This is a genomic window from Micromonospora ureilytica, assembly GCF_015751765.1.
Taxonomy (GTDB): domain Bacteria; phylum Actinomycetota; class Actinomycetes; order Mycobacteriales; family Micromonosporaceae; genus Micromonospora; species Micromonospora ureilytica.
Genome location: NZ_JADOTX010000001.1, coordinates 1,199,546 through 1,225,425, shown reverse-complemented (window position 1 = coordinate 1,225,425; position 25,880 = coordinate 1,199,546). Strand labels below are relative to the sequence as shown.

Here is a 25,880-nt window from a genome sequence, read left to right as displayed (position 1 = left end):
GCCACCAGCCGCCCGCCGAGGAGGACGCCCCGATGGCCCCAACCGCTACGCGTACGCGGCAGTGGTTGCCGTACGCCGCCGCCGTCACCGCCGGCCTGGTGGTCATCGCCGGGGCGTTCGTGTTCGTCCGGCAGCGTGAAGCCGGCTGCGCCATCACCCTCCAGGTCAACTCCTCCACCGAGAAGGCGGCGCTACTGGCCGACCTGGCCGAGCGCTACAACCGCGGCGACAGGTCGATCGACGGCGGCGGCTGCGCCCAGGTGCACGTCAGCGCCTTGAACTCGGGCAAGGCCACCGAGGCGCTGGCTACCGACTGGACTCGCACCGGCCTGCCGCAACCGCAGGTCTGGCTACCGACGTCGAGCCTGTGGACCGGCCAGCTCCGGCTGCTCGACGAAGCCGCCGGGCGGGAGTTGCAGACTCCGGACCACTACCCGTCGATCGCCAACAGCCCGCTGGTCATCGCGATGCCACAGCCCAAGGCCGAGCTGGTACGCCAGCACGGGGCGCTGGGCTGGGAGGAGATCCTGGGCCTCTCCGGGCGGGACGGATGGGCGGGCTTCGGCAAGCCGGAGTGGGGCCGTTTCACCTTCGGCAAGGACAACCCGAACCTGTCCACCTCCGGGTTGGCGGCGACCATCGCCACCTACTACGCGGCGGTGAAACGGGCCAGCGACCTGACCCGCTCCGATCTGGCCGACCCCGCGGTCACCCAGTTCGTCCGCCGGATCGAGGCCAACGTGTCGCACTACAGCGACGACTCGGTGGACCTGCTGCGCAGCCTCGCCGAGGCGGACCTGGCCGGCAGCGCGGGCAGCACGGACGACATGAGTGCCATCGTTCTGCAGGAGGAGCTGGTGGACCTCTACAACACGGGTGCGTTGAGCCCTCGGCTGGACGGGCAGGAGCGGGGCCGCCGACCGAACGTCCCGCTGGTCGCCGTCCATCCCAAGGAGGGCACGTTCAACCTGGACCATCCGTTCGTGGTGCTGCCCACCGCCGACAAGCGGCAGCGCGCGGCGGCGGCCGACTTCCAGAAATTCCTGACCGAGGGCGCCCAGCAGGAGAGCTTCGCCCGCCTCGGCTTCCGGGACCACGAGCGTCGGGCCTCGGCGGAGCTGCTTGCCAGCGTCGGCGCCGAGCCCAGCGGCGGGCTCAGCTACTTCGAGCCGCCGGCCCCGGAGGTGGTCAGCGCGATGTTGGACGGTTGGCGCACGCTCCGCAAGAAGGCCAACATCCTGATCACCCTGGACACCTCGGGGTCGATGCAGGCGAAGGTCGGCACCAGTACCCGTTTCCAGGTCGCCGCGGCGGCGGCGGGCAAGGGTCTCGCGTTGCTCAACGCCGAAGACCAGGTGGGTCTCTGGTCGTTCTCCTCGGAGACCAAGCAGCAGCCGAAGAGCCCCTACCGGGAGGAGGTCCCGCTCGGCGGGTTCGACCAGACGCGGATCAAGAACAAGATCGCCGGCCTGCAGGTCGTTGGCGACACCGCGCTCTACGCGACGGTCCGGGCCGCACACCGAGAACTGCTCGACCGGTACGACCCGCAGCGGATCAATGCGATCGTCGTGCTGACCGACGGCAAGAACGAGTACAGCAAGGACAACGACCTCGCCCGGCTGCTCGCCGAGGTCGCCCTGGACCCGAAGCGTCCGGTGAAGGTGTTCTGCATCGCCTTCGACCGGGACTCAGACTTCGCCACCCTGGACCGGATCGCCAAGGCATCGTCGGGCAAGGCCTTCGACGCCACCGATCCCGCCAAGATCGACGACGCGTTCGTGAAGCTGGTCAGCAGCTTCTGACGCTCTCCCCTGGCCGGCATCGGACCGGAGCGGCTATGGCCGGTCGAGCTGAGGAGAGGCACCCGTGACGCGGACGTTCCTGCAGTCGGATGAGTTGCACGACCTGGTGGCGGAGCAGTTCGGCTCCAACAGCCGACTCATCGGCCTGCACCGGCTCACCGGCGGCAGCAAAAAGGGCGTCTACCGGCTTGGGCTCGACGGCCAGAAGCCCGTGATTCTGTATGTATGGGCGGCAGGCGAAAATTACTGGCCGCCGTCGCCGACGGTCCCGGACGACCCGTTCACTGACGCGTCGGGCGCGGAACTGTTCGCGGCCAACCACGCGGCGCTCACCGCCGCCGGTGTGCGCGTACCGCGTCTGCTCATGCTCGACCGCGACGGTCGCTACCTCGACGCCGACATCGCGCTGCTGGAAGACGCCGGCGCGCTACGGCTGGAGGCGCTGATGGAACGCGATCCCGCCGCGTCCGCCGCGCCACTGTCGGCGCTCGGCGACGCCCTGCGCCGCATGCACACCACCTTCGGCCCGAACTATGGCAAGCTCGCGGCGGTAGCCCAGGGTGAGGCGTCCCAGACTCGACGCACCGAGGACATCATCATGGACCGGGCGCTCGGCCACCTTGACGCAGCAGCGGCCCGCGCCCCGCGCCTGGCTTATGCGCATCACCGGATCGCCGCCCACCTTCATCATCTCCGTGACCGGGTGGCGCCACGCCAGGAGTACGCACTGGTGCACGGTGAGCTTGGACCGGATCACGTGCTCGTCGCGCCGTCCGGCGAGCCGGTAATGATCGACATCGAGGGCTTGACGTACTTCGACGTCGAATGGGAGCACGCCTGGTTGCAGATGCGCTTCGGCGAGGCGTATCCGGCGCTGCGTCCGGTCGATCTGGACCCGAACCGGTTGGAGCTCTACCGGTACGCGCAGGTGCTGTCGCTGATCGAGGGTCCGCTGCGCATCGCGGACACCGACTTCCCGAATCGACGATGGATGCTCGACCTGGCCGAGTGGAACATCAGCAAGGCACTCGCCGCAATCTGACGCCTGCCGCGGCCCGTCGTCCTGCCGGTGGGGGCAGGCGCTCTGCCCGCCCCCACCGGCTGTGCCATCAGACCAGTCGGCGGCGGACCCACCAGAGGGAGAGCAGGGACAGCACGACGGCCACTGCGAACAGCACGCCGAACTCCCGCCACTGCAGGCCCCAGAACTTCGAGCCGGACACGTAGCTCACCTTCAGGCTGAGGTTCTGCTGCCCCAGCCATCTCTGGCACGCCTCGCGCCCACCGGACGCCCGCGGACCGCACTGGGTCATATCGGCCGGACCACTGAACTCCGCTCCGGTCGAGGTGATCGTGGTGCTCGACACGACCCAGTCACCCCTGCGCTCGGGCTCGACGTGGACCGTCATGTGCCCGGTGTCGGGGTTCATCGAGATCCCGAAGTCGCCGTCGAACGTCAGAGGGGTGACGGTGGTGACCGGCTGAGCCAGCCAGGGGCGCACCACGAACGGCGCGGCGATCTGGAGGCCGACCACCACCAGCAGGGTCACCGCCATCGCGGCGAGGGTCCGCCGCAGCACCAGCCCGGTGAAGACACCCACCACGAAGGCCAGCGTCGCGTAGCCAATCGGGACGATCCCCCGGGCCGCGAACACCAGCGGGTTCATCCGGTCCGCCGAGGCCCCGTCGATCGATTGCGCCCATCTGGTGAGCATCAGGCTGAGCAGGCCGGCGCCGAGCGCTGCGGCCCCAGCGCCGACCGCCAGCTTGACCAGCAGCCAGCGGACACGGCTGACGGACTGGCTGAAGACCATGCGGTACGTGCCGGACTCGAGCTCCCGGGCCACCAGCGGCGCGCCCCAGAAGATGCCCACCAGGGCGGGCAGCAGGTACAGGGCCGCGATGGCGGCGATGTGGAACTCGTTCGCCCATTTTGGTTGCAGCGCTTGGAGGAACGCTTCGCCGGCGGCGAGGCAGGCATCGCCCTGGCAGCCGGTGTATCCGGTCTGCGTGGCCAGCTCGGTCACCTCCGCCCAGGTCAGCGCCAGACCACCCAGGACCACCAGCAGCAGGCCACCGGTGGCCAGGGTCGGGGTGCGGAACTGCCGCCAGGTCATCCAGATCATCGCTGTCCCTCCAGAACCCGTTCCGGCCCGTCGCCGGTGGCTCCGCTCATGTACGCCAGCACAATGTCCTCCAGGTCCAGCCGGTCGACCTGCCAGGACGGGTCGACGATCGGCGCGGTGCTGCGCACCACCAGGGTCGACTGCACGTCGGTGTGGCTCTGCTCGACCAAGGCCCGCCCGGCGCCCAGGTCGGCGGTGTCGCGCCGCTGCCCGACCAGGCGGTGGTGGGTGGCCAGCAGATCGTCCACGTCACCGGCCACCCGCACCCGCGAGGCGACCAGCACGATCAGGTGGTCGCAGACCCGCTCCAGGTCGGCCACCAGGTGCGAGGACATCACGACACTCATGCCCTGCTCGGCCGTCAACTCCATCAGCCCCTGCAGGAAATTGCGCCGGGCGAGCGGGTCGAGTGCCGCCACCGGCTCGTCGAGCAGCAGCAGATTGGGCCGCTTCGCCGCGGCGACGGTCAGGGCCAGCTGGGCGCGCTGGCCGCCGGAGAGCTTGCCCGCCTTCTGTGCCGGGTCCAGGCCGACCTGGGCGATCCGCCGCTCGGCGAGCGCACCGTCCCAGGACGGGTTGAGGTGCGCGCCCATCCGCAGGTGGTCCGCGACGGTCAGGCCGGCGTAGACCGGGGTGTCCTGCGCGACGAACCCGACCTGCGGCGACCCGCTGACCGGCCGCGCGCCGAGCACCTCGATCCGCCCCGCGGTCGGATCGAGCAGCCCACAGGCCAGTTGCAGCAACGTGGACTTGCCGGCGCCGTTCGGCCCGACCAGGCCCACGACGTGGCCGGCCGGGATGTCCAGAGTGCAGTCCTTCAGTGCGGAACGCCGCCCGTACCGTTTGGTCAGACCGTCCGCGATCAGGGCGCTAGTCATGCTCGGGCCTCCGAAAAAGCCCGAAAGCTGCTGAGGAAGAGCGCCTCGATGCTCTCGTCGTCCAGGCCCGCCTCCCGAGCCTCGGTCAGCCAGCGCGCCAGGTCCTGCCGCAGCGGCTCGTGCTTGCTCAGCGAGTCGCCGCCCAGCGTGCGGGTGACGAACGTGCCCAGTCCCGGCCGTGCCGTGACCAGACCCTCGTACTCCAGTTCGCGGTATGCCTTGGACACCGTGTTCGGGTTGATGGCGACCCGGGCCACCACCTCCTTGACGGTGGGCAGCTTGTCGCCTTCGTTCAGGACCCCGAGCCGGAGTGCGTGCCGTACCTGTCGGATGAGCTGCATGTACGGCGCAACCCCGGACCGTGAGTCCAGGTGAAACTCGATCACCTCGCCACCCCATTCCACTAGTTACCTAGCACAATAGGGCCGCGGGTGGTCCGCGCGCTACAGAATGACGTCACCTCGCGCCATGGGATCTCTCCTCATCGAGCAGTGGTTCAAGTTGCCGAAGCAGGGCCGCTCGGCTGACGTTGGGCGGCAGCTCGATCCGCAGGCTGATGGTCGCCCCCTCGACCGTCAACACCGCCGGCTTCTGATGGTTGCGCAGGCGCCAGTTACGGATTGCGGCGACCAGTGCCTCCGCCTGTGGCTGCAGCGTGGCCAGGGTGGCCAGATTCGCCAACACGGCGATCCCCTCGATCGCCACGGTGATCGCACCGCTGTCGCGAACCCCCTCGTAGGGCAGATCGAGTTCCTCGATCACCTCGGCCGGTAGCAGGAGCTTGACGCTCGTCACGTCTCCCCTCTCACGAGTGATGCGATCCGTTCCTGCACGGCTGGATCCAGCTCGTGGAGCGTGGTCGAGGCGACCGCACCGCTGAAGTAGCCCTGCACGTGATGGATCCCCAAACGGAAGATCTCGTACAGACTGACTGGAGCGTCATCATCGAAGCCCTCGACAATGACCGTCCTCGGCTGCCCGGTCTGTCCCTGGTCGCTGGCATAGCGAGCGACACGCGCCACGAGCGCGAGTTCCTCCAACGCCATGGGGTGGTGCAGGATCGCGCGGTCGACCTTGATCTGGGTGAGTGGGAGCTCGGCCATCCGCGCCAGCGATGCGTAGCCAACTCCGAAGTCGTCGACCGCGAAGCTGATCCGAAGCTCTCGCGCGAGCGTGGTCAGCCGGTTGTGGAAGTAGACCAGGGGCTCCTGCGGCCACCGCTCGCCCGGCTCCGGTGTGATCGGATCCTGCTCGGAGATCTCCAATGTCAAGGTTCGGGGATGCAACCCCGCCTCAGTGAGCGCTTTGCTCACCTGGTTGAGGTACGCGTCGCTGAGCAGTGAGCGGACCGCCACGTTGACCGACAACGGCTTGGTTCCCTGCCATCCCGACGCGGCGTCGGCCTCGGCGTAGGAGTGGATCGCCTTGGCCAGGAGGATCGCATCACGTTCGACGACGAAACGGTCGCCCCAGTCGTGAGCCATGCGCAGCGCCGACCAGGGAGCGCGCAGCTCGCGGTCGTTGCGGCGGGCCAGGGCCTCGAAACTCTGCACGCTGACACCTGTCGCGCGTTGGTCCAGTTCAACTACCGGCTGAAACACCATGATCATCGACCCGACCAGCTGTTGGTAGAGGCCGAAGGCGTCGTCGTACAGCTTGAGCGGTAGTCGACCGAAGGAGGTACGCAGAGCGGTCAGGACGGTCATCTCCGACTGCAGCGGATCGGCCACCGGATCGGACTCCCAGACCGCGCGGAGCATGACGGCCAGTGGTTCACCCATGTCCAGCTGGGCAAGTGCCGGGTCGACCACGGCAAGGGTGAGAGTGCGGTCGCTGGCGAACGAGAGAGGTACGCAGAGCATCCGACGACCGACCCCGTGCGAGACGACAAAGCCTGGTGTAGCCCGCGGATGCTTCACCCTGTCGACGGCCGCGGTCTCCAGCATCGGCGACAGGCTGTCCTTGTCGAAGCGTGCCGTTCGGTTCACCACACCGAAGCTGCTCCCCGTGAACTCGACGACTGCGGCCGATTCCGCATCGAGCGCCTGCCGAATGAGTTCGACGCGCCCGTCGGGTTCGCTCTGCTGAGACTGGTGGGGTGAACGGACGTCCGCCCGGAAGATCCGATCCAGCAGCTGCCGGATCGAACTTGTCTGGTCCTCGAGTGGGTTGAGGCAGGGACGCGAGATGCCCGGGTTCGCCGGGCTGCTGAGCGCTTGGCGGTCGTGGCGGGACATGGGCGGTTGGGTCAGCACGGTGGTGGCCCCGTAGACGTGCGCCGTGTGTACCGGCGGCAGATCCATGCCCTGCTCGGCGACGAACGTCGCCATCTGCGCGAACGACACCCGCCCCGCCTCGTCGCCCGCCCCGCCCCGCAGCGCCCGCAAGACATGGTGGGTCAGTGTTCCGTGCTCATACTCGGCGCTCTCCCGGGTCACCGATTCGCTGGGACAGGCGAGCAACGCGTTGTGCCGGGGTCGGTCCACCGCCTCCGCGTAGGACTGCAGAACCTTGATGTTGCGCCGGTCGGCATCGGCGTAGACACCCGCGTGGCAGCAGTCGAGCACCAGGAACGAGGCACCCGCGAAGGCGTCGAAGATGTCCCGCTTGAGGAAGGACATCCGCAACCCGTTGTCGGGTTCGCGAGCGAGCATCCCCGGATCAAGGTCAGCCGTGACCAGATAGGCGTCGAGCTGGTCGCTCCATTGTGGGACAAGCGTATGGCCGGCGAAGTAGACGAACAGAACATCCGACGGCGCGGAGCGCAGAGCCACGTCACGCAGGAACAGTTTGATCTCGCGCCAGGTGGCGTCGGGACCGACGAACATCTGCACCGCACCGTCGTCGAAGGTGCCGATGTCCTGGTCCAACAACACGTCCCGCAGGGCGAGAGCGTCACTCTCGGCGTACCGAAGCGGTGGCAGTTGAACGTCGCGGCCGCACTGGTCGACTCCGATCAGGACTGCCCAACGTCTACTCGATGCCATCGACCCCCCAAGGCGATCGCTGTGGTGACAGCGTGAGTTCAGCTCGATGCCGCGAGTGACACTATCGGCAACTCGGGGTACAGGCCGCCCTGAGCAATCAGTCAGATTGTTGTCACGGCGCCAGCCCGGACCGATCCGGAACCGCCCCAAGAGTCACCCGAAAGCCGATGTTTCAGCCTCTCTGGGCAGAACACCTGACCGCACGCTGCTGCCGAGCGCACACAGCACAGGATGCGACTACGTGAGCGCATCGCTACTATGGGTCAGCTATCCAGAGGGAAGGGGTCGTACCCGCGTGCGAAGTCCCGCCATCGAAACCGTGCCGACGTCCGCGCCGGGCCGATCCGCGCCATTTGTGGCCGGCCGGCTGCGCGGGCTCGCCCGGCGGCTGGTGCTGATCGCGGCCGCCGTCGGGGCCGGTTTCGTCGTGGCCGCCCTGTTTCAGGGGCCGGCCGCCGCCGACGGCGTGCGCGGCGGGTCCGATGCGGCGCTTCATCGCGAGATCGGCGGCCTGATCGAGCCGGTCGCACGGCTCACGGTTGCCGACCGCCCCAGCCACGACCGCCAAAGAGCCGCGGGTGCCGGCGACCGCCGCCGCGACAAGCTCCGTGCCCCGCTGGCGGAGCCCATCGGTGGCGTCGTCGCCCCCCGCGAGAGGGCACCCTCGACGGAGCCTCGACGGTTGACCGCTGCGTCGTCGCCCGTCAACCCACCGCTGCCCCGGGCCGACGCGTCCGTTCCAGCCGGTGCGGCAGAGCGCGAAGGGCTTCGGCCGGCTTCCGTAGCTCGCGCGGCTCATCGTTCGGCACACCGTGTCGACCTGTCGCGGCCGGCCACTGATCCACCGCGAAAGCCAGCCACCGCCGCCCCCAATCCGCCCGCGCTGCACGCGCCGGCCGGTTCAACCGTGATGGGCCTGATCACCGCCCCACTGCCGTACGTCGTCGACATCGTGAGCACAGTGCCGATTCGGCCCGTCCTCGTGGCGCTCCTCCGTGTCGCCGATGCCGTTCTGCCACCCGTTCTCGGCCCGGTGACCGTTCCGGCGGCGACACCTCCACTGCCCGTGCCCCCAGTGCTCGGGCCGGCGGCCGGGCCGGTGACCGACCCGACTCCTCCACCGACAGTTCCGACATCACCTGCGGAACCGGCACTGGCCCCCGTACGCGCCGCAGTGCCGCAGACCCCGGCCGCGCCACCGCCGCTGTCCGTCGTCGGCCCCGCGCGTGCCACGGCCCCGACGGGGCGCCTCGCCGCACACCCGGGACCGCTGGACGCGGGGGCTGTGTTCCCTGGTCAGCCCGTCACGCCCGCCGACCAGGATGCCGCTGGCGTCGATAACGGATCGACGCCCGGGTCGGGGCTGCTCCGGCCGCTCGACCGGCAGGCGCATTTCGGTGCCGGGCAGCCCTGCGATCTCGTGCCGCTTCTGGTCGAGAGCCGAACTCCGTCTGCGATCGCCCGCCCCGGCTGAGGCGGGTCGACCGACCCGGTGGCTGGCCCGCGCGGCCCGCTCCACCCGCTGGTCGGTCGATCAGTGCCCGCGCCCGTCCGCCGTGGCGGTGCCGCGGGCCGATGCCCACCCGTCTGTAGCGCACGACCGCCCGGACCAACCCGTGGACGTTCCGGGATCGGTGGCCGTCGTGACGCGTACCGGAGATCGGAGAAAACGTGGTGATCCACGTTGTCATCGCCGAGGACATGGGTTTGCTCCGCGGGGCGCTCTGCGCCGCGCTGTCACGCGAGGAGGACATGGAGGTGGTCGCCGACGTCGAGGGTGTCGGCGAGCTGTTGACTGTGGTCCGGCGGTGCCGACCGCAGGTGGTGGTGCTGGCGCTGACACCGGAGCTGCCCGACCCGGTCGAGGTGGTCGCCCGCATCGACGTCGAGGCGCCGCACGCCGCCGTGCTGGCGATGAGCCCTCGGTGGAGTCCGGCGCTGGTGGAGGCGGCGCTGGCGGCCGGTGCGCGCGGTCTGGTCGGGAAGGACAGCTCGCTGGCCGAGTTGGTGCGGGCGATCCGCGCGCTCGCGGCCGGGGAGCGAGCGATCGACCCGGCTGCGGCGGTCGCGGTGCTGAGTCCCCCGGAGATGCCGTTGACGCCTCGGGAGATGGACGTGCTGCGGATGGCGGCCGAGGGTCTGCCGCTGAAGGAGATCGCCGTCCGCCTCTACCTGGCACACGGGACGGTGCGCAATCACCTGTCGGTGATTCTGCGCAAGACCGGGGCTCGCAACCGGTTGGAGGCGGTGTCGCGCGCGCGGCGTAACGGCTGGCTGTAGTCGTTGGGGCGGGTCCGGTCGGAGATGTCCGGACCCGCCCCTCGTCACCGTGCGGACCCGCAGGATGCGTGTTTGAATGTTGACGTTGAGTGATCGCTATCGGAGTGCGGGAAGGTTCATCGTGATCCGTACCCTGCTCGCCCTGGACGGTGCCCTGGTGTTGGGCGCGCTGTCGTTCGTCCTCGCCGCCGAGGATGACATCCGTGTCGTGGCGGAGGTGGATCGCGGCGACGCGGTCTCCGCGGCCGTTCGCGCCCAGCGCCCCGACGTGATGGTGGCCGACCTCGATTTCGTCGAGGGAGTCGATCCCGGCCGCCTCGGCCTGTGCCCCGTCCTGGTGCTGGCCCACCCGCATCGGGCCCGGCGGCTGCGCGGCCTACTCTGCCCGACCAGGGCGGTCGGCATCCTGCGCAGCGACGCCGGCCCCCAGCGGGTCATCGACGGGATCCGCCGGCTCGCCCGCCGGGAGCCCGTGCTCGACGCGGATCTCGTCGTCGCGGCGCTGCGCTCGGACGGCCCACTGACCAGCCGCGAGACGGAGGTGTTGCGGCTGACGGCCGCGGGGGCGCCGGTGGCGGAGGTGGCGGTGTCGCTCGGGCTCACCCGTGGCACCGTCCGCAACCATCTCGGTCGCATCGCGCGCAAGGTGGGCGCGCGTACCCGGGTGGAGGCCGTGCGGATGGCAGGCGAGGCGGGCTGGATCTGACCGACGCCGGGTTCAGCCCTGCCGCGCCGACGCCACGTGCGGCGGCACGGACTCGTCCCAGCAGCCGACGAGCACCCGGTAGGTGGCCGAGCGGATCAACAGCTGTTCGTGCGTCCCCACCACGGGTTCGTCGCCGTCGAGGACCAGCACCCGATCGGCGCGTAGCGCGGAACTGATCCGGTGTGCGATCACCACGAGGCTGCCGGGCCGCCGGGCGAAGGCGGCTTCGACCGTCGCTTCCAGCGCGGGGTCCAGGTGACAGGTCGCCTCGTCGAGGACCACCAGCGGGGCGGGTGCCAGCCAGGCCCGGACCGCCGCGATGAGCTGCCGCTCGCCGGCGGAGAGCAGGGCCGGCGCGACCGACGCGCCCAGGCCGCCCAGGCGGGTAGCCAGGGGACGCGCGCCGAGCGCGTCGAGGGCGACCTCCAGCGTGTGATCGTCAGCGTCCGGCCGGAGGTAGCGGAGGTTGTCGGCGAGACTTCCGGTGAAGACGTACGCCTCCTGGGGCACCAGCACTCGCATCCGGGCGAGTTCGGCCGGTTCGACCGCGGCGACCGTCGCGCCGGCCAGGTGGACCGTGCCTGCCTGCGGCGGCACCAGACCGGCCAGCAGGGCGGCCAGTGTGGACTTGCCCGCACCGCTCGGGCCGACCACGGCGAGATGGTCCCGGTCGGCCAGTGTCAGCGAGAAGTTCTGCAGGATGGGCCGGGCGCGCGGGCCGTAGCCGAAGGTCAGTCCCCGGACCTCGACGGCTGGCGAGCAGCCGGCAGGACCGGTGGGCGGCCGGCAGTGGGGTGACCGGGCGGCGGGGGCCGACGGGCGCTTGTCGTCGGACACCGGATAGGTGCGCAGGATGTTCTCCAGGGTGACCGCGTAGCGGAGCCCGCCGCCGCCGAGGCCCTGCACCAGGGTGTGCAGGGCGGGTTGCAGCCCAGTGGAGACGTAGATCAGCGCGCCCAGCACCGCGCCGGCGGTGAGACCACGCTCGACCAGCCACGGGGCGGTCACCATCAGCACCAGCAGTGGCAGCCAGCCGCCGATGCCGAGGCTGAGGCTGCGGATCGCCGCCATCCGCGCGAGCATGCGTTCGGCGGTGGCCTGCGCCGACACCCAGCGGGCCACGTCGGTCGTCACGCGTGTCTGGGCCCCGCAGGCCAGCACGTCGCGGTGACCGGCCAGCGCGGCCGCCGCGGACTGGCCGAGCCGCTCACCGGCACGGACGTACGCGCGCTGGTGCGTGACCATCGCCGGCAGCGCGGCGAGAAACACGACCAGGCCGGCGACCAGCGGCGCGGCGGCCAGCGCCGCCACCACCGGTGCCAGGGCGAGCAGGCCGAGCAGGGCCGCGCCGGCGGAGAAGAGGAACCCGCGAGTCACCATCAGCAGACCGGCGAAGGTGTCGCGGACGATCTCCATCTGGTGGGTCAGCCGGGTCACGGCGGCGCTGTCCGGGCGGCCGCCCGCCCGGGTGGCGTCGCGCAGCGCACCCCGGACCACCTGAGCGGCCACCTCGTCGCGGAACGGCTCGACCACGGCGCCGAGGCTCCGGTACGTCCGACCGGTGGCCGCCGCGCCGAGCAGCACGGCCACGGCGAGGACCCCCAACCAGGCCAGGCCGTTGACAGGACGTCCGGCCAGGAAACCCTCGTCGACGGCGCGGGCGACCAGGTAACCGGAGAGCAGCGCGGGCAGCGACTCGACAAGCGACCAGCCCCCGAGCGCGGCGAGCTCTCGCCGGCGGGCCCGCAGCGCCCGCCAGGTCACCAGGCGTACGCCGGGTCGGCTCACGACCCACCGCCGGCCGGCTGGAAGACGGCACGGTAGTCCGGGTCGGCCCAGAGTTGCCGGTGCGGCGCCAGGCCGCGCAGTCGACCGCCGTCCAGCCAGGCGACGAGGTCGGCCGCCGCGGCCGCCGCGGTCCGGTGGGTGACCACCAGGCGGGTACGCTCCCCGGCCCGCCCGACCACCGCCTCGGTGATCCGGTGTTCGGTAGCGGTGTCGAGGCTGGACGTCGCGTCGTCCAGGATGAGCAGCCGCTCGGCGGCGAACGCGCGGGCCAGGCCGAGGCGTTGGGTCTCGCCCCCGGACAGCGGTGTGTCCACCAGCGGGGTGCGGTAGCCGCCGGGCAGACGATCGATCACGTCGGCGACCGCCGCCATCCGGCTCGCCCGGAGGACCGCCGGCGTGGCCGGGCTCCGATCGGCCGGCGGCGCCGCCGCGTCGACCGGCAGCGCCAAGCCGATCGCGTCGTGGACTGTCGCGCCGATCAGCACCGGCTGGTCGAAGGCGTAGCCGACGGCTCGGCGCAGCACCGCCGCGTCGAGGTCCCGCAGCGGCACGCCGTCGAGTCGCACCTCACCGCCGTCGGGGTCGTACAGCCGACCCGCCACGGCAGCCAGGGTCGACTTGCCGGCGCCGGACGCTCCGACGATGGCCACTGTGGCGCCGGCCGGCACGTCCAGGTCGACGCCGTCCAGGATGGGCCGGCCGTCGTCGGCGTGTACGCACACCCCGCGCAGTCGCAGGGCGCCGCCGCCGGGTGGAAGGGGCCGATCGCCGGCCGGCGTGGCGGGCTGGGTCAGCAACTCGGCGACCCGGTGTGCTCCCGCGCGGCTGCGGACCAGGTGGTTCAGGGTGGCGAGCACTGCACCGAGCCCGGCGCCCATGGCCGCGTACCGGACCGCGGCGACCAGTTCGCCCGGCGTGAGCCAGCCCGTGGTCAGGGCGTACCCGCCGACCGCGATGACGCTCAGGTTCAGCAGTGGCGCCACGGCCGAGGTGCGCGCACTCGCCCGGGCCAGCAGTTCCCAGGCGCGCCGACCGTGCCGGTCCAGCTCCGGCAGGGCCGCCAGCACCCGGTCCTCCTCGCGCTGGGTGGTGCCGGCGGCGGCGATGGTCCGGGCTCCGGTCAGCGACTCCAGCAGCCGGCCGGCGATGGTGCCGAGCACCCGTTGGTACCCGGCGGTCGCGGTCGAGGCGTCGGCCACGAAGGCGCGCATGAGGACGGCGAGCAGGCCGAGACCGGCGAGCAGGGTCATCCCGAGGACCGGTTCGATGATGGCGAGCGCGACGACGCTGCCGAGCGGCGGAAGCACCGCCACGATGGCCAGGACCACTGCGTTGCCGGCCTGGCCGGCGTCGGCGGCCTGGCCGACCATCCGGCCGACGAGATCACCCACCGGGTGCCGGCGGGTGGCGCGGACGTCCAAGGCGAACAGGTGACGCAGTAGGCGCCGACGCAGCCCGGCGGTGGCGCGCGCCGCACCGAAGCCGCTGGCCAAATCCGTCAGGGTGTCGACGCCGATGAGGACGACGACCAGCGCGCAGGCGGACACCGCCCACCAGCCGGAGCCGCCGGCGAGGGCGGCGTCGACGGCGCGGCCGAGGGCCGCGGGTAGCAACAGTTCAGCGGCCGCGCCGAGCAGCGCGACCGCCGCGAGTGCGGCGGTCCAGCCGCCGCCCGCCAGGACCGTCTGCCGCAGCAGCCTGTCCCCCACGGCGAACGTCGGCATCGGTCCTCCCGTTGGTACGCGGTTGCCCTGGGTGGGCACGTCTACCCACCCAGGGCCCCACGTGTGCGTGGATCAGTTGCAGGTCGTGACGGAGAGCGAGCTGTCGCCGCAGAGCAGCAGGCTCGCCCGGCTACCGCCACCGGTGCGGTCGGCCGGAGCCATCTCCAGGCCCTGGAGGTCCAGAAGTGCCATGTCGTTCACCTCCCTTCCATCCGTTCGCCGATCGGGTCGCCCCCGCTGTCGCGAGGGAGTCTGGTCGCGCCCGGCAGGGGCGCGAGAAAGGGCAGCGCCGGCGGCTGGTCGTGCTGCGCGCTGGCCAGCGCGTACAGCACGCCGGCGGTGCCGGTGCCGAAGTCCATGGAGAGCCGCAGCAGCTGCTCGCCGGGGAATGCGGTCCCGTCCCGGTACGGCAGCGCGTGCCAGGCCAGCCGATCCAGTTGGGCGCGGAGTTCGCGGCGGTCGGCGTCGTCGGTCGAGGCGGCGAGGTAGGCGATGATGCCGGCCCGGCCGGCGAAGAGCCCGGACTGGGCGTAGAACGGTGAGCGGGCCGCTCGGCGAACCCCCGCGCTCGCCTCGGCGAACCGGTCGTCGGCCCGGTGACGCAGGTACTGGTCGAGGACCAGGCCGATACCCACACTGCCGTGCGCCAGGTAGGGCATGGTGCGCCAGCCCTCATTGACCTCCAGGGCGCCGTCCGGGCGCACCACACACCGGCGCAGGTCCTGACGCAACGCCGTGGCGGCGTGCTCCAACAGCTCGTCGTCGCCGCCGAGCTCGTAGAGGCGCAACAGCATCAGCGCCGGTCCGGTCCGGCCGCGCAGCAACCCGGCGTACGGATTGCGTCCGCCGCTGATGTCCGGGCCCGGGTCGTCGGCCAACTGGCCGATCACCTGCTCGGCGGCCCGCCACGCGGCGTCGCGCAACGATGCCTCCCCGGTACGCGCGGCCATCTCGGCCAGGTTGAGCGCGATCCCGGACAGTCCGCTCGCCAGGCTGTGGTCGAGCCCGTCCAGGGGTTCGCGCAGGCAGATGTCGAGAACGTCCAGCGCATCCTGCCGGCGTCCGAGGTGCTCGAGCGCGTAGGCGACACCGTGCAGCCCGTCGTAGAAGCCGCAGCGGGTGCCGGACGGGGGCGTTGTCGCACGCCGCACCAGCCAGTCTTCGTGCTCGGGCCACCGCCCGGCATCGCTCTTGTCGAGCGCGTACAGCACTCCCGCCGCCCCGTGGGCGAGGTTGAGGCCGCCGCTGCGGAACTGCTCGATGTCGCCGGGGAACAGCCGGTCGTCGCGTTCCGGGGTGGCGCTGGCCACGATCGCCGTCGTCAGCCGCTCCCGCATGGTGCGCCAGTCATCCGCGCCAGGAGCCTCTGCTGGGTCGACGGTGACCCGCGGGGCACCGGTGATCTCCTCGACCGCCGGATCGAGGAAGGACCTCGGCACCGGGAAGTTCGCGGCGATGATGTCGGCGAGGTGAGTCACCTTCGCCGGGGCGAGTCGGACCAGCTGGGTCAGTGGCAGGAACAGCGCCAATCGCAGGCACGCCAGGGCGTACCTGTCGACCGCCGGGCCGGTCCGGTCCCTCGGTGCCGCGAAGCCCTGGTTGCGCAGCCCGGGTCGGCGGTGCCCGGCGATCGGGGCGGCCACCTCGAAGTCGACAAGGGCGACCCGGTCGTCCGGCCGGATCATGATGTTGAACAGGTGCAGGTCCCCGTAGACCAGACCGCGCTCGTGGATCGCCGCCACGACGGATTCGACCTGCTCGTAGATCTGACGGGCCCACCTGGCGTACGCCGCCCGGTCGCCGTCCGTCGCGTCGGCGTCGATCAGCGGGTACCTGTCGACCAGCACCTTGTTCAGCGGTCGGCCCTCGATGAACTCGAGCGCGAGGAACCGGTGTTCGCCGAGTGCGAACTCGTCGTGCACCCGAGGCACCTGCGGCAGGTCGGCGAGTTGCCGCAGGGCCTGCGCCTCGCGGGCCAGCCGGGCGACGGCGTCGGTGCCGTCGGCGTCCAGGCCGGCGTGCGGTCGGGCCTCCTTCAGCACCACAGCGGTGTCGGTGCGCAGGTCTCTGCCCACGTACAGCCCGCCGCCGTTCGAAAAGTGGATGACCCGCTCGATCCGGTACGGCACCTGGTCGGTGCTGGTGTCGCTTCGGGCGGCCAGGTGCGGGCCGAGGAAGTCGGGCACTGTGACCCAGGACGGTACGTGGAAGACGGGCTCACGGCGGTCCGGCACCAGCGTGCCGGAGTCGTCCTCGATCGCCGGCACCACCTGGCCGTCGGGCGAGTGGCAGTAGCGGGCGGCGAAGCCGCCGTAGCGCACGTAGATCGGGCCGCCGCCGTAGCGGAGATCACTGAGGATGTACGGCCCGGGCTCGCCGGTGAGCAGTTCGTCGAGTTCCTTGCAGGCCAGCTCCAGCTCCGCGTCGTCGCGGGGATAGACAGTGATGAACTTGCCGCTGGCGGCCCGGGTGGCGTACTTGGAGTTACGGAGCAGCAGCGTACGCGGCCCGCGCAGAAACTTGAAGGACAGGCCGCGGGGGACGCAGTAGTTCCAGACCGCGTCCAGCACCCGCTCGGCGTTCTCCAGACCCGCCGACACATGAATCTTCCAGCCCTGCTGGGGCAGTGAGCCGCCGTCGGGCGCGTAGATCAGCCAGTCGTCGAGCGGCTCGCGACGCCAGCCGGTCGGCATCGGCCGCTCGGCGGCCGGGAAGACGGGCTGCGCGACGGCGCTGCCGAGCGAGTCGTAGAACAGCCGGTCCGCGGCGCAGTAGCTGTCGTAACGTTCGTCCACCGTCCCGCCGCCCCTCGAACTCGGCCGGCTCTTGTTCCGGCGTCGAATCGAGTCTCATCCACAGGACGCGGCGGGCTCCAGTGCGCTTAGTCACGACCTTCGATGCGGGGCGCACAGGTACTCATGACATTAGTCAGGGTCGCGCACCGTAGACGCCGGCGCCCATGGGCTCGTCGACGTCCAGGTCCGCTACCGCGGCGACCCGGGCGATCATCATGTACTGCCCGATCACCATCAGGAGTTCGACCACCTCGCGCGGGGGGAGCAGCCCGGTCAGTGCGGCGGTGGTGTCGTCGGGCGGGCGGACGTCGCGGACGACATCGGTGGTGAAACGCAGGACGATCCGCTGGTCTGACGTGAAACAGTCGTCCCCGATCTCGTTACGCCCGAGCGCGTGGATCATCTCGTCCGTGGCGCCGACGGAGCGGGCGATGGGCTCGTGCTGAACCCACTCATATTTGATGTCGCTCAACTGGGCGACTCGCAGGATCGCGATTTCCCGCAGCAGTGGGTCGAGGGCCAGGTCCTTGAGCAGCGTGCCGCCCCAGCGCATCCAGTCCGGAAACGCCGTCTCGGCGTGGGCCATGACGCGGAAGAAGCTCAGGGGAAGCGCGGCCTGCAGCGCCTCGCGGACCGGCGCCGGGGCCTCGGCCGGGTTCACACCTGGCAAGCGACTCATGTTTCCCCTTAGAAGCGGCAAATCGGGTGCCACGGACCATATCCGATCCCGGTTGCGCTCGCTGCGGATCCACTCGGGGAAGACCGGCGACGGTGCGGCGATGAGCACTGGTGCGCGACGAAGGCGCGGGTGGCCGGGTCAAATCCACGCTGATACGCGTCGATGTTGCCAGAGCCGGCCCAGACGTGTTGGAATGGCTGATATCGCCGCAGCGCGGGGGCAACCGCGCTGGGAACGGCCAGCACGGGAGCATCGCAGCGCCGGCAGCGCGCCGCCTTGGCGGACGCTCGCCTGCCGGATCGCCGGGCCATCTCTACGACGACGGGTGCCTTGCCGGGCAGTCATCCTCGCCCGCCGTCGGTGATCCCCGGCACGTGTCCCCCAACGGCTGACGCGCTCGACGCCTGACCCGCCGGGGCGTCCGATTCGGCCTGCCAGCACCAGAACCGGCGACGAGGTGAGAAGCAATAATGATTTCCCGAGAGAGTCTCGCGGGGTGGCACCGAAACCGTTTCGTGTGGGTGGCGGTGATCCTCCTGGTGGTGTCGGCCGGCGCGCTCGTACTGGTCAATCGGGCCGACCCGGAGGCGAAGCCGGAGGACCTGCGAACGCAGATTACGGCCCGGATGCGCACCACCCTCGAACAGGCGGACCCGGGGCAGCACAACCACGCCGGACACGGTGCGCAGCAGGCGGCCACCACGGAGAAGCCGGCAGTGATCTGCGGGGTCCAGGTCTACGGCTACGAGCCGAGCGAGGCCACCGTGCTCGCCGACGTGCAGACGGTCTACGGCTTCCACCTCTGCGGGGTCGCCGAACAGAAGCGCCCCTGGGACGTGGCGGTCAAACTGGCCGGTCCCGTGATCATGGACATGTCCACCGAGCCTCCGGGCATCCAGGTGGTCGAGGCGACCGAGGAGGTCATGTTCACCGACCGGGTGCGGCAGATGCTCCCGCCCAAGTACGCGGAACTGGCGCTCAAGGAGGCGCTGACCCAGTCGGAGATGGCCGACCAGCGCCGCCGGTACGACGCCGCAGCCGGCCTCTGACCATGCCCGGCGGCCGGTGGTGTGGTCGTTACCCGTACCCATACCCGGATCCGAACCGGGCGGCTGCGGACACCCCGGTCAGCTCGATCCACATCCGACCATAGATAGCATAGATCGATAAACGTTGATATTTAAGCTGATAGATGCAACAGTTGGTTTGGGAGCGTTCCCAAACTGATCTGTAGTCTCGAAGAGCGGAGGATGAACAGTGCGTTCACTCAAGTCCGATCGATCCGGCGGACGATCCCGATCACCCGTCCGTCGGTCCCTGCAAGCGTTCGTCATGGTGTTCGCCATCGTGGCCGGCATGCTGCCCTTCACCGGGGCAGCCCAGGCGCACGGCACGATCATCAACCCGATGAGTCGCGCCTACCAGTGCTGGAAGGCCTGGGGCAACCAGCACATGAACCCAGCCATGCAGCAGCAGGACCCCATGTGTTGGCGGGCCTTCCAGGCCAACCCCGACACCATGTGGAACTGGATGAGCCAGCTGCGGGACGGCCTCGGCGGCCAGTACCAGGCTCGCACCCCGGACGGTCAACTGTGCAGCAACGCCCTGTCCAGGAACGACAGCGTGAACCAGCCCGGGGCGTGGAAGACCACCACCGTCAGCCGCAACCTCACGGTCCAGCTGTACGACCAGGCCAGCCACGGCGCTGACTACTTCCAGGTCTACGTGACCAAGCAGGGGTTCAACCCAGCCACCCAGAAGCTCGGGTGGGGGAACCTCGACCTGATCACGACGACCGGGCGCTACGCGCCGGCGCAGAACATCTCGTTCAACGTCTCGCTCCCGTCCCGCAGCGGAAACCACATCCTGTTCGTGCTCTGGAGGGCGTCGCACCTGGACCAGACCTACATGTGGTGCAGCGACATCAACGTCACCTGATCGGCAGGACTGACAGCTGCAGCACTACTTCGGCTCAGGGCGTTCGCGTCCTGGGCCGGAGTGTTCTTCCGGTAGCACTCGGCCCGCGGCACAAACCGGCCTTGAGGGTCGGATCGGTCTGCGAGGATGTGGACACCAGCAAGGCCATGGCTCAGCAGTGAGCGGATTCGTCACGAGGAAGCACGACGGACGCATCGAGCCCGGCTAGAGGAGCACCGGTGTCGCACAGTGGGCAGCACCTCCCGGAGATCGTCGTCGGACTCGTGGCGACCCCACCGGACCACCCCGCCCGGGTGGCCGCGCGGCTCACCACCGAGCTGGCCGGCCGGCTCGCTGAGCAGGTGAGCGCGGATGTGCGGTGGACCGTTCGGGAAGGCTGGGGTGAGGTGGCGCCGCGCCGCGACGGCGGCGTTGAGGCGCTGCTCGACGATGTCGCTCGACGGCGCATGAGCGACAAGTGGGACATCGCGATCTGCCTGACCGACCTGCCCCTGCACGCCGAGCGGGTGCCGTTGGTCGCGCAGACCTCCGCCCGGCGCCAAGTCGCGATGGTGTCGCTGCCCGCATTGGGACTGCACCAGCTGCGAGCAGCCCGTGCGGCCGTGCCGGATCTGGTGAGCCGACTGCTGACCGACGCTTCCGACCAGCGGGTGCCGCCGATCGAGCGGGCATCAGCCGAGATGGCAAGCCGGATGCCCGCCGTCCAGCGAGAGGTCGGCGAGGCCGACCCCGGTGAGCGGCGCTACGTCGCCTCGGGGCTGATCGGCCGGGTACGGCTGTTGACCGGCATGGTCCGAGCCAACCGCCCGGGGCGCGCCCTGCTGGGTCTGTCCAAGCTGCTGGTCGGTGCGTTCGGCACGGCCGCGTTCGCGCTCACCACGGACACCATCTGGCAGATGGGCGATGCGCTCGGCGGACTCCGGCTCGCCGTGATCATGCTGCTCGGGCTGACCGCGTTGGTGGCCTGGTTGATCGTCGCGCATGACCTATGGGAGGAACCAGACCATGACACGCCGGCTGAGCTGGCTCGGCTGTTCAACCTGGGTACGGTCCTCACCCTCACGCTGGCCACGGCGGTGTCCTACGTGGTGCTGTTCGTGGGAACGGTGCTCGTCGGAGCACTGCTGATCGACACATCGGTGCTTGAACAGACCCTGCAGCGACCGGTCAGCTTCACCGACTATCTGACGCTCGCCTGGATCACCAGCTCGCTGGCCACCGTGGGCGGCGCGATCGGCTCCGGGCTGGAGAACGAGGAGACCGTCCGGGCTGCCGCCTACGGCTACCATCCCGAACCCGGCGGCTGGCGGGACGAGAAGAACGCGCGGTGACCGTGGTCAGCTGGTGGGCTGGAAGACCGCCCGAACGCAGCCGTCGATTTTCTGCTTGAACATCTCGTAGCCGCGCGGCGCTTCGTCCAGTGACATGGTGTGCGTCGCGAGATGTTCGGTGACCAACTCGCCGCGGGCCATCCGCTCCAGCAGCATGGGAATGTAGCGCTGTCCGTGCTGCTGTGCGCCGCGCAGAGTCAGCCCCTTGTTCATCACTGCTCCGAGCGGGAACTTGTCCACCAGGCCGGCGAACACGCCCAAGATGAACACACTGCCGCCCTTGCGGCAGTTGTAGATCGCCTCCCGGGCAGCGATCGGACGGTCGGACTCGATGCGAAGCTGCTGCTTGACCTGGTCGTACAGGAATTGCGGACCGCTGCTGTGCGATTCCATGCCGACCGCCTCGATGCACACGTCCGGGCCTCGACCGCCACTACGTTCCAGCAACTCGCCGCTGACGTCCTGCTGTTCGTAGTTCAGCGTCTCGACGCCGAGATGCGTCTGGGCCATCTGGAGCCGGTTGTCGAGTCGGTCGATCACGATCACCCGATCGGCACCGAGCAGCACGGCGGCGCGGGCCGCCATCTGCCCTACCCCACCAGCGCCCCAGACCGCCACGACATCGCCCGGTTTGACCCCGGCGAGGTCGGCGCCCATCCAGCCGGTCGGCGCGGCGTCGGAGGCGAACAGGGCGCGTTCGTCGCTCACCTCGTCCGGGACGGTGAAGGCGCCCTGGTCGGCGTAGGGAACGCGGATGTATTCGGCGTGGCTGCCGGCGAAGCCGCCGAGTGCGTGAGAGTAGCCGTAGCAGCCGCCGGGCGCCGCGCCCCAGACGTTCTCGGTGATCATCGGGTTCGTGTTTCCGTTGTCGCACAGCGAGAACTGTTTTTGCTGGCAGTACCAGCACTTGCCGCAGGAGACGAACGAACAGACGACGACCCGGTCGCCTACCTTGTGGTTGCGTACCTGCGGACCGACCTCGACGACGTCGCCAAGGAACTCGTGCCCGAGGACATCGCCACGTTCCATGAACGGGATGTACCCGCCGAGCAGGTGCAGGTCCGAACCACAGGTCACCGTCCGACGGACGCGGACAATGATGTCCTGTTCGTTGCGGAGTTGCGGGTCCGGAACCTGCCGCACCGCGAGCTCGTTGGCTCCCTCCCAGACCAGCGCCTTCACAGTCGTCCCTCCCGCCGGCCCTCTTGGGTGGCCATCCGCAGTGGTTTGTTCATCGGAGTCGGCTCAGTGGTGGGTGGATAGTCGGGGTGGAGGACCTCGGCGGTCTCGATGAGCTGCTTCGACTCTCGCAGGGCAGCCCGGATCGCTTGCTCCGGATCTCGGCCGGTGGCTCGTCGAGCAGCGGCGGCAACAGGCAGTCGGGAACCATCGCGCAGCCGTACCGCGATCTCTGTCCCCCGATCGCCGGGGGCGGGCCGGAGCTGGACCTCGACGGCGTCGCCAAGGCCCGCCAGCGGCTCGGGGAGCTGTCCGCCGGGAGCGACGGCGTCGGCTGGTCGGTTCACCGTCGCCACGTGCCACCGCGGCCGGCGCCGAGTCGTCTGGCCCCGTTGCCAGTGGCCGTCACCCTGGTCAGTCTTGCCGAGCAGGCGCCGCGCGACCATCCCGCCGGCAACCACGACCGCTCCCCCGATCAGCCACCTCATGTCCGCCCCTGTCGCGTCATCTGCTCGTGTGGGTGCCGTCGATAATTGGCAACCTTCTGTGCAAACCCTTTCATAAAGGGCGACGGCGCCGGGGCGATTCTGGCAGTGAGTGAGCTTCCGCTGGTCGGGTGGCTCCCGCCGAAACTGTCGCAGGCCCTACAGCATTTCCAGCGGTTGCGGGCCGGTCGGTGGCGGGAACGCCGTGTCGAGTGCCGCCACGTCCTCCTCGGTCAGCTGCACGTCGCGCGCTTCGGCGTTCTCCCGGGTGTGTTCTGGCTTGGACGATCGGGGGATGGCCGCGACCATCTGCTGCCGTAGCAGCCAGGCCAGCGCGACCTGAGCGGGCGTGGCCTCGTGCCGGGCGGCGGCCTCCGCGACCTGGGGGTGGCCGAGCAGTCGACCCTGCTCGATCGGCGAGTACGCCATCACCGGGATCCGGTGTTCACGTAGCCACGGTAGGAGGTCGTACTCGGGACCGCGGCGGGTGAGGTTGTACAGGATCTGATTGGTCGCGCAGGCGCTTCCGCCGGCCTCAAGAAGGTCAGTCATGTCCCCAAGATCGAAGTTGCTCACGCCCCACTGTCCGATGTCACCGGCGTCGATGAGTTCGGCGAACGCCTCGATCGTCTCCGCGAGTGGATGCGTGCCGCGCCAGTGCAGCAGGTAGAGGTCGATGTGGTCGACGCCGAGTCGTTGCAGGCTGCGGCGGCAAGCCTCTACGGTTCCCCGTCGGCTGGCGTTGGACGGCAGCACCTTGTCGACAAGAAAGACGTCGGCGCGTCGTCCGACGATCGCCTCGCCGACGAGTTCCTCGGAGGCGCCGTCACCGTACATCTCGGCAGTGTCGATCATCGTCATGCCCAGGTCGAGCCCCGTGCGCAGGGCGGTCATCTCGTCTCGTCGCCGCGCGGGGCGCTCGCCGAGATACCAGGTGCCCTGACCGAGTAGGGGCATGGTCTGGCCGGACGGTAGCTCGATGGCGTCGGCAGGCAGGGTCATGTCGACCTCTCCGGTTAACGGTAGGTGGTCTGGGTTACCCGCCGCGCTGGGCTGCACACGCGCGTAGCGCGGCTCTCTCCCCGCAGGCAGTCGGTGTGCAGCCGGCGGTTTCCCGGATTGTCCGCCCTCGGTCGGGCTGCGCTGCCCAGTTTCCCGGTTCCCCCACCGGGAAGGCGACCGCGATCTAGCGACGCGCCGCCAACTTGGCGGCGCCACGAAGGGGAGGCCACAGAAATGGCGCAGAGCCAGCAGCCACTGACCGGCAAGCGAGTCGCTTGCCTCGCCGCCGACGGAGTGGAGGACGTGGAATACACGCAGTCCCGAGCCGCCGCGGAGCAGGCGGGCGCTGAGGTCCACCTGATCTCGTTGCAATCCGGCGAGATCCAGTCGATGAACCAGGACATCAACCCTGCCAATCACTATCGAGTCGACCGGACCGTGAACGACGTCGACGCGGCCGACTACGACGCCCTGTTGCTGCCGGGCGGGACGGTCAACCCCGACCGGCTCCGGATGAACCCGCAGGCGATGGACTTCGTGCGGGCGTTCTTCCAGCAACAGAAGCCGGTGGCGGCGATCTGCCACGGCCCGTGGTCTCTCGTCGAGACCGGCATGGTCAATGGCCGGACCCTCACGTCGTTCCCCAGTCTGCGCACCGACATCCGCAACGCCGGCGGGAACTGGGTGGACCAACAGGTGCAGGTCGACAACGGCCTTGTCACCAGCCGCAGTCCCAGCGACCTTCCGGCCTTCTGCGCGAAGATGGTCGAGGTGTTCGCCCAGGGCGAGGACGTCCGCCAGATGGCGACGGCCTGACCGCTGGGGGCTCAGGGCCGGGAGCATCAGGCCGGTCCTGAGCCCGTGTCGGCGGCTCTCCCACTTCTGTCCTGAGGCGACGGTCCGCAGGGCGTCAAGCAATCGCAACCGGGGTGCTCGGCTGTTTGCCACGCACGACCCTGGGTAGGCGCAGTCGGTGAGCCCGCCAGACGCAGAGTTGGGCACCCGGTCGGACACCAGCCGCGCCGTGGCGTTCAGCGACGCCATCTTCGCCATCATCATCACGTTGCTGGTCCTGGACCTCCGGGTGCCGGACGTTCCTCCCGGCCGCATTCTGTCTGGCCTACTCAACCAGTGGCCCTCGTACGTCGCGTATCTCGCGTCCTACTCCTATGTGGCCGTCGTCTGGCTCAACCACAAGGCGGCGTTCAACCGCATTCAGCAGGTCGATCGCGGCCTGCACTGGATGAACCTGTTCGTGCTGTTCAGCACGGCGCTGCTGCCGTTTCCGACAAGCGTCGTCTCGCACGCGCTGCAGGAACACAACAACACGGACCAGCGTGTGGCCATCGCCTTCTACGCAGCGATCGGCGCGTTGCTGTGCGTGACGTGGCTGGCGTTTTACCATTACCTGGCCCGGAACCCCGATCTGCTGAAGGACCAGGCCAAGGACGACTTCTTTGCCGTGGAGCGGGTCCGGGCCATCGCCGGAGTCGCCCTTTACATCCTCGCGGGGATAGTCGGCTACCTGGTGGCCCCCTTGATCGGCCTGGTCATTTTCGTTCTCCTGCCCATCTTCTACGCGATCACCAGCGCCGGCCTGTACCAGCTGCGGGTGACCCGACGGATCACCCACCGCCGTCCCCCGCCACCGTGAGGGCGGGCGAACCGCCGTTTCACCCCGGTCGGGGCGGGTACCCGCCGCAATCCGGTTCGAGAGGGGACCCGAGGTGAACTACAGCGAGTTCATTCAGTCTGTGGCAGCGCGACCCAAGGTTCCGCCGGGGCAAGCGGAACCGATCACCCGCGCCACGCTCGAGACCATGGCAGAACGGATCACTGGTGGCCAGGCAAGGGACCTTGCCTCCCAGCTCCCCGAGGAGCTACGGAGCTTGGTATCCAGGCCCACCGAAGATCCGGAACGGTTCGGGTACACCGAATTCCTCGAACGAGTGCAGTCCCGGGCAGGGGTGGATCGCCAGACGGCCACCGACGGAGCGCGGGCCGTGCTGGATACCCTGCGTGAGGCTGCCAGCGCGAAGGAGTACGGGGACTTTGTCGACCAGTTGCCGCAGGAGTTCTGGCAGTTGACCGGGCCCGGGTCCGGACAGCTCCAGCCCCGCCGGATCGGCACCTAGGCCACACCAACAGTCGCCGCGGTGGCGCTCAGGCTGATCACCAGG

24 protein-coding genes are annotated in these 25,880 nt (G+C 69.9%); 11 read left to right on the top strand and 13 right to left on the bottom strand.

Annotation, left to right across the window (positions count from 1 at the left end; translation table 11 throughout):
- The first annotated feature begins 32 nt into the window (after positions 1-32).
- Together IW248_RS05285 and IW248_RS05280 are read left to right on the top strand one after the other, a co-directional pair.
- Positions 33-1,802 carry a vWA domain-containing protein gene (locus IW248_RS05285; protein ID WP_196925921.1) on the top strand — a complete coding sequence of 590 codons (1,770 nt, stop codon included), beginning with the start codon at positions 33-35 and terminating at the stop codon, positions 1,800-1,802.
- Positions 1,803-1,866: 64 nt separating this feature from the next.
- Positions 1,867-2,844, top strand: a complete 978-nt coding sequence (locus tag IW248_RS05280; protein WP_196925920.1) for a phosphotransferase family protein — start codon at positions 1,867-1,869, stop codon at positions 2,842-2,844.
- A gap of 67 nt (positions 2,845-2,911) precedes the next feature.
- On the opposite strand, the gene IW248_RS05275 is transcribed toward IW248_RS05280, so the two are convergent.
- The 5 genes from IW248_RS05275 to IW248_RS05255 form a co-directional block, all read right to left on the bottom strand.
- Positions 2,912-3,928 (bottom strand): ABC-2 membrane transporter-related protein, encoded by a 1,017-nt coding sequence (locus tag IW248_RS05275; protein ID WP_196925919.1) that lies wholly within the window; start codon positions 3,926-3,928, stop codon positions 2,912-2,914.
- A complete protein-coding gene (locus IW248_RS05270; RefSeq protein WP_196925918.1) occupies positions 3,925-4,806 on the bottom strand; it encodes an ABC transporter ATP-binding protein in 882 nt (293 codons plus the stop codon). Before IW248_RS05270 ends, IW248_RS05275 begins: the two co-directional genes overlap by 4 nt.
- A complete protein-coding gene (locus IW248_RS05265) occupies positions 4,803-5,192 on the bottom strand; it encodes a GntR family transcriptional regulator (RefSeq protein WP_196925917.1) in 390 nt (129 codons plus the stop codon). The genes IW248_RS05270 and IW248_RS05265 overlap by 4 nt, the downstream gene beginning before the upstream one ends.
- Positions 5,193-5,262: 70 nt before the next feature.
- Positions 5,263-5,601, bottom strand: coding sequence for a hypothetical protein (locus IW248_RS05260; protein ID WP_196925916.1), 339 nt, complete (start codon positions 5,599-5,601; stop codon positions 5,263-5,265).
- Entirely contained in the window at positions 5,598-7,943 is a 2,346-nt protein-coding gene (locus tag IW248_RS05255; RefSeq protein ID WP_231396185.1) for an EAL domain-containing protein, read from the bottom strand. Before IW248_RS05255 ends, IW248_RS05260 begins: the two co-directional genes overlap by 4 nt.
- 145 nt (positions 7,944-8,088) lie before the next feature.
- Here IW248_RS05255 and IW248_RS05250 point away from each other — a divergent pair, with 145 nt between their 5' ends.
- From IW248_RS05250 to IW248_RS05240, 3 genes are all read left to right on the top strand, one after another.
- Positions 8,089-9,267, top strand: coding sequence for a hypothetical protein (locus IW248_RS05250; protein ID WP_196925915.1), 1,179 nt, complete (start codon positions 8,089-8,091; stop codon positions 9,265-9,267).
- A gap of 197 nt (positions 9,268-9,464) precedes the next feature.
- Positions 9,465-10,073, top strand: coding sequence for a response regulator transcription factor (locus tag IW248_RS33645; protein WP_196925914.1), 609 nt, complete (start codon positions 9,465-9,467; stop codon positions 10,071-10,073).
- 121 nt (positions 10,074-10,194) lie between these two features.
- Positions 10,195-10,779, top strand: a complete 585-nt coding sequence (locus IW248_RS05240) for a response regulator transcription factor (RefSeq protein ID WP_196925913.1) — start codon at positions 10,195-10,197, stop codon at positions 10,777-10,779.
- A 12-nt stretch (positions 10,780-10,791) separates the two neighbouring features.
- Here the strand turns inward: IW248_RS05240 and IW248_RS05235 are convergent, their stop codons facing one another.
- The 5 genes from IW248_RS05235 to IW248_RS05215 form a co-directional block, all read right to left on the bottom strand.
- Positions 10,792-12,567, bottom strand: a complete 1,776-nt coding sequence (locus tag IW248_RS05235) for an ATP-binding cassette domain-containing protein (RefSeq protein ID WP_196925912.1) — start codon at positions 12,565-12,567, stop codon at positions 10,792-10,794.
- A complete protein-coding gene (locus IW248_RS05230) occupies positions 12,564-14,291 on the bottom strand; it encodes an ABC transporter ATP-binding protein (protein WP_196925911.1) in 1,728 nt (575 codons plus the stop codon). Before IW248_RS05230 ends, IW248_RS05235 begins: the two co-directional genes overlap by 4 nt.
- Positions 14,292-14,363: 72 nt before the next feature.
- A complete protein-coding gene (locus tag IW248_RS05225; RefSeq protein ID WP_013734295.1) occupies positions 14,364-14,483 on the bottom strand; it encodes a SapB/AmfS family lanthipeptide in 120 nt (39 codons plus the stop codon).
- A 5-nt stretch (positions 14,484-14,488) separates the two neighbouring features.
- Entirely contained in the window at positions 14,489-17,086 is a 2,598-nt protein-coding gene (gene lanKC / locus IW248_RS05220; RefSeq protein WP_196925910.1) for a class III lanthionine synthetase LanKC, read from the bottom strand.
- A gap of 133 nt (positions 17,087-17,219) precedes the next feature.
- A complete protein-coding gene (locus IW248_RS05215; protein WP_196925909.1) occupies positions 17,220-17,765 on the bottom strand; it encodes a carboxymuconolactone decarboxylase family protein in 546 nt (181 codons plus the stop codon).
- Positions 17,766-18,235: 470 nt separating this feature from the next.
- Here IW248_RS05215 and IW248_RS05210 point away from each other — a divergent pair, with 470 nt between their 5' ends.
- The 3 genes from IW248_RS05210 (at position 18,236) to IW248_RS05200 (ending at position 21,034) form a co-directional block, all read left to right on the top strand.
- Positions 18,236-18,814 (top strand): hypothetical protein, encoded by a 579-nt coding sequence (locus IW248_RS05210; RefSeq protein ID WP_196925908.1) that lies wholly within the window; start codon positions 18,236-18,238, stop codon positions 18,812-18,814.
- 283 nt (positions 18,815-19,097) lie between these two features.
- Positions 19,098-19,703, top strand: coding sequence for a lytic polysaccharide monooxygenase auxiliary activity family 9 protein (locus IW248_RS05205; protein WP_231396184.1), 606 nt, complete (start codon positions 19,098-19,100; stop codon positions 19,701-19,703).
- A 218-nt stretch (positions 19,704-19,921) separates the two neighbouring features.
- Positions 19,922-21,034, top strand: a complete 1,113-nt coding sequence (locus IW248_RS05200) for a DUF2267 domain-containing protein (protein WP_196925906.1) — start codon at positions 19,922-19,924, stop codon at positions 21,032-21,034.
- 6 nt (positions 21,035-21,040) lie between these two features.
- Here IW248_RS05200 and IW248_RS05195 read toward each other — a convergent pair whose 3' ends face one another.
- From IW248_RS05195 to IW248_RS05185, 3 genes are all read right to left on the bottom strand, one after another.
- Complete coding sequence (locus IW248_RS05195) at positions 21,041-22,216, bottom strand: zinc-dependent alcohol dehydrogenase (RefSeq protein WP_196925905.1); 1,176 nt, start codon at positions 22,214-22,216, stop codon at positions 21,041-21,043.
- Complete coding sequence (locus tag IW248_RS05190; RefSeq protein WP_196925904.1) at positions 22,213-22,560, bottom strand: SRPBCC family protein; 348 nt, start codon at positions 22,558-22,560, stop codon at positions 22,213-22,215. The genes IW248_RS05195 and IW248_RS05190 overlap by 4 nt, the downstream gene beginning before the upstream one ends.
- 297 nt (positions 22,561-22,857) lie before the next feature.
- Positions 22,858-23,700 carry an aldo/keto reductase gene (locus IW248_RS05185; RefSeq protein WP_196925903.1) on the bottom strand — a complete coding sequence of 281 codons (843 nt, stop codon included), beginning with the start codon at positions 23,698-23,700 and terminating at the stop codon, positions 22,858-22,860.
- A 234-nt stretch (positions 23,701-23,934) separates the two neighbouring features.
- Between IW248_RS05185 and IW248_RS05180 the strand changes: the two genes are divergently transcribed.
- The 3 genes from IW248_RS05180 to IW248_RS05170 all read left to right on the top strand — a co-directional run bounded on the left by IW248_RS05180 (position 23,935) and on the right by IW248_RS05170 (position 25,835).
- On the top strand, positions 23,935-24,516 hold the full coding sequence (locus IW248_RS05180) for a type 1 glutamine amidotransferase domain-containing protein (protein WP_196925902.1): 582 nt from the start codon (positions 23,935-23,937) through the stop codon (positions 24,514-24,516).
- Positions 24,517-24,724: 208 nt separating this feature from the next.
- Positions 24,725-25,354 (top strand): TMEM175 family protein, encoded by a 630-nt coding sequence (locus IW248_RS05175; protein WP_307787756.1) that lies wholly within the window; start codon positions 24,725-24,727, stop codon positions 25,352-25,354.
- A 73-nt stretch (positions 25,355-25,427) separates the two neighbouring features.
- Complete coding sequence (locus IW248_RS05170) at positions 25,428-25,835, top strand: DUF2267 domain-containing protein (protein WP_307787755.1); 408 nt, start codon at positions 25,428-25,430, stop codon at positions 25,833-25,835.
- Positions 25,836-25,880: the final 45 nt, after the last annotated feature.